5 protein-coding genes and 1 rRNA gene are annotated in these 7,192 nt (G+C 44.2%); 5 read left to right on the forward strand and 1 reads right to left on the reverse strand.

Going from position 1 to position 7,192, the window contains the following annotated elements; genetic code table 11:
- Positions 1-63 (reverse strand): 16S ribosomal RNA (locus F3H20_RS19580); the annotation flags it as partial.
- A gap of 432 nt (positions 64-495) precedes the next feature.
- Between F3H20_RS19580 and F3H20_RS19590 the strand changes: the two genes are divergently transcribed.
- The 5 genes from F3H20_RS19590 to glpT all read left to right on the forward strand — a co-directional run bounded on the left by F3H20_RS19590 (position 496) and on the right by glpT (position 6,314).
- Positions 496-1,431, forward strand: coding sequence for a substrate-binding domain-containing protein (locus tag F3H20_RS19590; protein ID WP_149736525.1), 936 nt, complete (start codon positions 496-498; stop codon positions 1,429-1,431).
- Complete coding sequence (locus F3H20_RS19595; RefSeq protein WP_149736526.1) at positions 1,428-2,891, forward strand: HAMP domain-containing sensor histidine kinase; 1,464 nt, start codon at positions 1,428-1,430, stop codon at positions 2,889-2,891. The genes F3H20_RS19590 and F3H20_RS19595 overlap by 4 nt, the downstream gene beginning before the upstream one ends.
- A 5-nt stretch (positions 2,892-2,896) precedes the next feature.
- Positions 2,897-3,559 (forward strand): response regulator, encoded by a 663-nt coding sequence (locus F3H20_RS19600; protein ID WP_149736527.1) that lies wholly within the window; start codon positions 2,897-2,899, stop codon positions 3,557-3,559.
- A gap of 178 nt (positions 3,560-3,737) precedes the next feature.
- Positions 3,738-4,889, forward strand: coding sequence for a glycerophosphodiester phosphodiesterase (locus F3H20_RS19605; protein WP_149736528.1), 1,152 nt, complete (start codon positions 3,738-3,740; stop codon positions 4,887-4,889).
- Positions 4,890-4,988: 99 nt separating this feature from the next.
- Positions 4,989-6,314, forward strand: a complete 1,326-nt coding sequence (gene glpT, locus F3H20_RS19610) for a glycerol-3-phosphate transporter (RefSeq protein ID WP_149736529.1) — start codon at positions 4,989-4,991, stop codon at positions 6,312-6,314.
- Positions 6,315-7,192: the final 878 nt, after the last annotated feature.

Here is a 7,192-nt window from a genome sequence, read left to right on the forward strand (position 1 = left end):
GACTTGCATGTGTTAGGCACGCCGCCAGCGTTCGTCCTGAGCCAGGATCAAACTCTCCATAAAGTTTTATTTATGGAGCCTTTTGATGGCTCTATAATTGTTTAAAGAATTATTTATTGTGACTGTATCACCTAAGTGATACGAGTCCGCACATCTGGCATATTGTTTATACCTTACATTGTTCAGTTTTCAGAGAACACCGGACTGCGTTACCGCAGTTCCTGTTGACCGCCGCCTTGCGACAGCTTTTATATACTATCACATCAGCTTTTGCCTGTCAACCTGTTTTTTATTGGCTTTCTTACCATTTCCTGCCGCCGTGTTCAGCGACTTTTATATAATAGCATTTTCAATGAATTATGTCAAATAGCAATTTCTACAAAACAAATTGTTAGCTTTGTCTAAATTTCTTAATTACCCAAATAACTTATGTTATAATCTTGGTGAGATTATTCCGGTCTGTACATCGTACAGCGCTGGCTTTTAGGAGAACATATGAAAAATCATTATGTTATCATTATTTTTTCCGCTCTCGTTTTATTAGTAATGACTATAACCGGCTGCCCCAATACAACTGACCAGCTTCCTTACATTGACTTTAATCGCCCGGCGGACGAAACAGTCAGCCAAAAGGAGGATTCTGTGCAGCGGCCTATTTTCATTGCTCTGGCCAGCGTCATGTCTCCCCATGAAACAATTATCTATTATCGCAAAATTGCCGACTATGTTTCAAAAGAAACAGGGCGGCCCGCTGTATTGGTTCAGCGCAAAACGTATGCGGAGGTTAATTTGCTACTGGCCAACGGCGATGTAGATATTGCCTTTCTCTCTACCGGCGCCTACAGCTCCTATCAAGGAATGAATGAGATCGAACCCTTGGTTATGACGGAACATGACAATTCGGTTCTCTACACGGCCGATGTAATTGTCCATAAAGATAGCAATATCCATTCCATCAGTGATCTGCAAGGCAAGGTATTCGCTTTTACCGATCCGTTAAGTTACTCAGGCCATATGGTCATTGAGGACTACCTGCGCGACCACAATACATTACCGGAGCGTTTTTTTCAGCGTTATTTCTATACCTATAGTCACGACAAATCACTCTGGGCCGTTGCCAACCATATAGCCGATGGCGCCAGCTTCGACAGCCAAATTTATGAGTATGTTAAAATTCGTAATCCGGAACTGGCAGCCAATGTTCGCATTATCACCTCGATGGAGCCGGCACCTACCGGTCCGGTTGTTATCAGCCAACGGGTTCCGCCGGAACAAAAAGAAGAATTACGCCGTATCTTTTTGAGTATGCATCAAGATCCGGAAACAGCGGCAGCCATGCAAAAACTGGTTATTGACCGGTTTGTCCCCCCCGCCCCTGATTTATATGATCCCTTGCGAAAGCTTTACAAGCGGACAGGTGCACGACCATGATTAAATTGCAAAAAATCAGTATCTATTATAAAATCAATGCGATCATTATCGGTATTCTACTCTTATTCAGCATCATTATCGGCGTCATCATGATCGGAACTACCGAACGGCTTTTAAATTACCAAATGGAAAAACGGGGAGCGGAAGTAGCAACCTATATTGCCAGTCTCAGCAACAATGATATTTTACTGGACGATCATTACGCCCTCTTTGACCGTTTAAATAAGGCTAAAAACAATAATGACGACATTCGTTACATCTTAATTACCGATTCCTATGGCCGGGTTCTGGCTCATACGTTTTCCGGACTCCTCCCGCAAGGCCTGGCCAATACACCCAAGTCTTCACCGGCCAAAATTGCCTTTACACCGCCCATTGCTTTGGATAATGCCACCCCAGAGGGCTATCAAATCGCCAAATACAACAGCAATGAAGGCTTGGTCCGCGAAATTATTGTCCCCATTGAAGCAGGCTCCATTGGCTTTGTCCGGGTCGGTATGCTGGAAAAAACCACACAGAAATTATTAAATAAGAATATTAATGAGTTTTTCATCATCACGTTAATCCTTTGCAGCCTCGCTTCGCTTTTCGCCACCCGCTTGTCGTCCATTATCATCCGGCCGGTTGCCCGGCTGGCAAGAGCAACGAAAGAAATTGAACGTGGTAACTTTTCTATAAAGACTGAAGTAACTACGGAAGATGAGATCGGTCATCTGGCTTCTGCTTTTAATCAAATGGCTGCTACTCTGGAACAAAAGAAACAGGAAAATAACCGCTTGCTGGAAGAACTTCGTACAAAGGAAGCTTTGCGGGCCGTATTAATGAATAAGCTCTATAACATCCAGGAGGAAGAACGAAAACGGATATCCCGTGAACTGCATGATGAAACCAATCAATCATTAGCTTCCTTACTGGCCTACATGAAGGTGCTGTTATCCAAATTGACCGATGAGCACCAAAAGACGCTTCTCTTAGGAGCCCGTGACGTAGCTGTAAATGTGCTGGAAGGGCTTCGTAAAATGGCCGTAGAACTGCGCCCTCCCATCCTGGACGATTTAGGAATTATCGCTGCCATGGAAAAATATATCCAGACGTTCCGCAACCAGCATCTTATGGACGTCAGCTTTTTAACATCCCCTTCCCCGCCTTTATTAGCTAATGAAATTTCACTGGCCCTATACCGCATCCTGCAGGAAAGCCTGACCAATATAGCTAAACACGCCCAAGCTACTCAAGTCTACATAACTTTATCCTGCTATGAAAATAAGGTTACCTTAATGATCGAAGACAATGGAAAAGGAATAACTACAGAAGCTTTGGAAAAAGCTCACAAAAACGGCCGGCTCGGAATTTACGGAATGAAGGAGCGAGCCGAACTGCTGGGTGGCAATTTTGAATTTGAAACGACCGCCGGCAAGGGCACATTAATTACTGTTCAATTACCAATGCGTTTGGAGTGAATGTTATGTATAAAATAAAGGTTATCCTAGCTGACGATCATTCTGTTCTAAGAACCGGACTAAAGCTGCTGTTAAACAACGAACCTGATTTTAAAGTAGTCGGCGAGGCTTCCGACGGAGCTTCAGCGCTGGAACTGCTGACAACCTTAGCTGCCGATGTGTTAATTCTAGATTTATCGATGCCTAACATGGGCGGTCTGGAATGTATCAAGGAGATAAAAAGCCGTAAGCTTTCCACCAAAATTCTTGTCCTCAGCATGTTTGAGGACGAAAACTACATTAAAGAGGCCATGCAGTCAGGCGCCTTAGGCTATGTGGAAAAACATGCGGTAGATACGGAACTCTTTGATGCTGTTAGAGTCGTAGCCAAAGGCAAACGCTATCTGAGTCCCAAAAACTCGCAATTGCTTTTAAACAGTTTTTTGACCGGCAGGGAAATGGAAGCTCCTGCGACCGATCCCTATACGTTGCTAAGCTCCCGGGAGAGGGAAGTTCTTAAGCTCATTGTCCGTGGCTACTCTATGACCCAGATTGGCGACTGTCTATGTATCAGTGTCAAAACAGTCGATACCTACAAAACCAGGATGATGGAGAAGTTAAACTGTACTCAGAAAAGTCAACTGGTAGAATACGCTCTAAAGCATGGCTTACTGCCCGTACAATCGTAATACCTTCTCCCTTTATTAAATTGAATAGCTTTTTTATGCGTAGTGTTTTTTCCTACGCATTTTTTTATGTTTTTCTTACGGTAAAATCAGCAGTTTTACCGATACCTAAATTTTCTGTATAGTGCGATAATTAGGGCACATGAATTCTATGTACAAAATACAAAAAGGAGCGTGTACTATGCAAAGCAAGAAAGGTTATTGGAAACGCATTCTCGCAGCCGGTGCTGCCACTGTCGTCCTGACATCCGGTATGAGTTTTATCGGTATGTCACCGGTCCAGGCTAAGGCGGTCCCACAGATTTTCGATTTTGAGGCCCATCGTGGCGGTCGTGACGCCCGTCCGGAAAATACCCTGATATCTTTTGCGTATGCCATGGAACTGGGAGTAACTACACTGGAAATGGATATGCAATTGACCAAGGACGGACAAATCGTCATCAGTCACAATCCGTTTATGAGCCACAATCTGGCCAAAGGCCCGGACGGAAAATATGTAGCACCTAACCAGTATGATATCCGTACCATGACGCTGGCGCAGGTAAAGCAGTTCGACATAGGTACAATGAATCCGGAAGCCGGCGATTATTACGAAGGACACGGTAAAACCCAACTGTCCGTTCCCGGCACCAAACTTCCGACTCTGGAAGAAGTATTTGAATTAGCTAATGCTTATGGCAATGATAAAATCATGTTTAATATTGAGACCAAATGTTATCCCGATCCGGCTTTCCCAGAAGCAAAAAACAGCCCAGATCCGGCAGTCTTTGTCAAAAAGTTCTATGAGATCGTGAAAAAGTATCATATGGAAGACCGGGTCATGCTGCAATCCTTCGACTGGCGAACCCTGAAAGAAATGAAAAAACTGGACCCCAATATTACTTTGGTTGCTTTAACCTGTGAGCAGCCTTCCTGGGGACGGGATAGCCAGTGCCGTCAGCCCTATGAAAAAGGTGCTTCCCCCTGGATGGCCGGCCTTGATATTGATACTTTTAAAGGCGATTATATCAAAGCAGCTAAAGCGATTGGCGCCGATGTAGTATCTCCCTATTGGGAAGAACTTTCTAATGAAATGGTAACCGAGGCTCATGAATTAGGCATTAAAGTCGTTCCCTGGACAGTAAACAGCCCGGACAAAATGAATATGCTAATTGATATGGGCGTTGATGGAATGATTTCTGATAAGCCTTGGATATTGCGCAAGGTACTAATTGACCGTGGTATGGCCGTAGCCAATCCGACCGTTAATGCAAATAGTCCTTATCATACCGGTACGGATATTGTAACAGGCAGCACCCAAACAGCGAAAAAGGGCGGCGATTCTGCCGAATAAGGCCCCCTTTTCTCGCTTAGCCGTCGTCTCAGTGAAGTAGGCCCAGGGGGCCGCCTTCCTGAGACAACGGCAAATTAATAAATAAAAAGGAGAACACCGATGTTTGATTTTATGAAACCGGCCCCACATACTCCCCGGTTACCTGCCGAGGAGATTGATAAAAAATATCCTAAATCCCGTCTTCAGGTATTTTGCAGTGTTTATTTCGGCTACGCCGCCTATTATCTGACCAGAAGCAATTTTCCGCTGGCCGCACCGCATCTGATCAAGCATTTTGGCTTTTCCACCGCCGATGTCGGCAATGTTCGCGCAGCCTTAGGTCTGGCTTACGGCCTTAGTAAATTTGTCATGGCTACCTGGTCCGACCGCAGTAATCCCCGCTATTTTATGAGTATCGGTCTCTTACTTTCCGCTGTTGTGAATTTCTTTTTCCCTTTTGCCGGCAGCGTTGCCGCCATGTGGGTACTTATGTTTATTAACGGTTGGTTTCAAGGGATGGGCTGGCCGCCGGCCGGCCGTACAATGACGCATTGGTTTTCCGTCAGTGAACGCGGGACTAAAATGGGTATTTGGAACACGGCCCATAATATCGGCGGCGGACTCATTGCCCCGATTTGCATTTGGGCGTTAGGTACTTACGGCTGGCAGGGAATGTTCTATGTTCCTGGTGTAATTTGTGCATTACTGAGCTTATATGTATTTTTAACCCTGAAAGACACTCCACAATCCGAAGGGCTGCCCTCCATTGAAGAATACAAAAATGATTATCCCACAGTCGCAACCAATGTAAATCCGGAAAAAGAATTGACGGTAAAAGAAATTCTTTTCAATTATGTATTAAATAACAAGTACGTATGGCTGATCGCTTTTGCCAACGCCTTTGTTTATTGCGTACGGTATGGCGTGCTAGACTGGTCGCCTACCTATTTGATGCAAGTAAAGCAACTGTCCGTTAAAAGCTCTGGCATTGGGTATTTCCTCTTTGAATACGCCGGTATTCCCGGAACTCTGCTTTGCGGCTGGTTAAGTGATAAAGTGTTTAAAGGACGCCGTTCGCCGGTTACCTTTATCTTCATGGCGCTTACCTTAGTTTCCGTTTTTCTTTATTGGAAAAATCCTGTAGGCAATCCAATGCTTGACATCATTGCTTTATCCTCGATTGGCTTCTTAATCTATGGGCCGGTTATGTTGATCGGTGTCAGTGCCCTAGATATGGTTCCGAAAAAAGCCGCCGGAACGGCAGCAGGTTTTACCGGACTATTCGGTTATCTTTTCGGTACAGTAGGTGCCAGCTCGGGCATCGGTTATGCGGTTAAAAGCTTTGGCTGGGATGCCGGTTTCTATATTTTAATCGCCTCCTGTATCATAGCAATGCTATTCCTGGCTATGACCTGGAACTTTAAAGCTACCAGTGAAAAGGCATAAGATTAGTTTATCGCTCGAGTAAGTTAACTAGTTTGATTTCCACTGCCTAATTAGGCATTACATTTCTTCCTCTATACTATATACATGATTATGTTTATGGACCGAACTTGTTTCGGTCTTCTTTTTTTATTAATGCAGCGATCATTAGCTACATTGTCGCAAGCAGTCTATACAGTCTCTTATATCAAGGTAATATAGTAAGACTAGCAAGATTAGTTCCCTTGAAACGATTTGACTTATTTGCTGGAAGCTATCTAATGAGACGTTTCCCACGGCCTTTATGGAAAAAGACGGTCCGAAGGATGCCGGCAGAGGCAGATTGCGTTAAGAAATCCGATTGTTTGAGCGAAGCGAGTTTCGAATTTTAGGAATCTGCCTCTGCCGGCAAGTCTTTTGTAGTATCAGGCCTAGATTTTTTGCTCCCCTTTTGTATCATGACAAAAGGGGAAATGATGGTTGGAGATAGCCTAGATCATTAAAAAAGAGTAACAGACTTAATCCTAACCTTGCCCTACCATAGCAATGCAGTAAATCCTGTTGCTCACAAAGAAAAAACACCCACCAAGGTGAGTGTTTTTCTCTTAACCAGCGGGTGTATCCCTGATTTTGTGTAAACTCCAAATAGCATAAAAAAGAGCAATATTTTTTAAGAGGGCAAAACAGTCAGATAGGCTGATTGCCCCTCTGTTAGCATTATACGAAAACTAGCCCGGCTGTCAAGCTAGTCCAGCCGGTCGGCAAAGAATATTTCTAATTGGGAATGGATTTGTCCCCAGTCTTTACGTCGCCCCGTCCACTTTTTAGTAATATCAATCATAGCCAGGTACAACATTTTTAACAAGCTGTCATCAGTAGGAAATACGGATTTTGCCTTAGTC

The organism is Propionispora hippei DSM 15287 (genome assembly GCF_900141835.1).
GTDB lineage: Bacteria > Bacillota > Negativicutes > Propionisporales > Propionisporaceae > Propionispora > Propionispora hippei.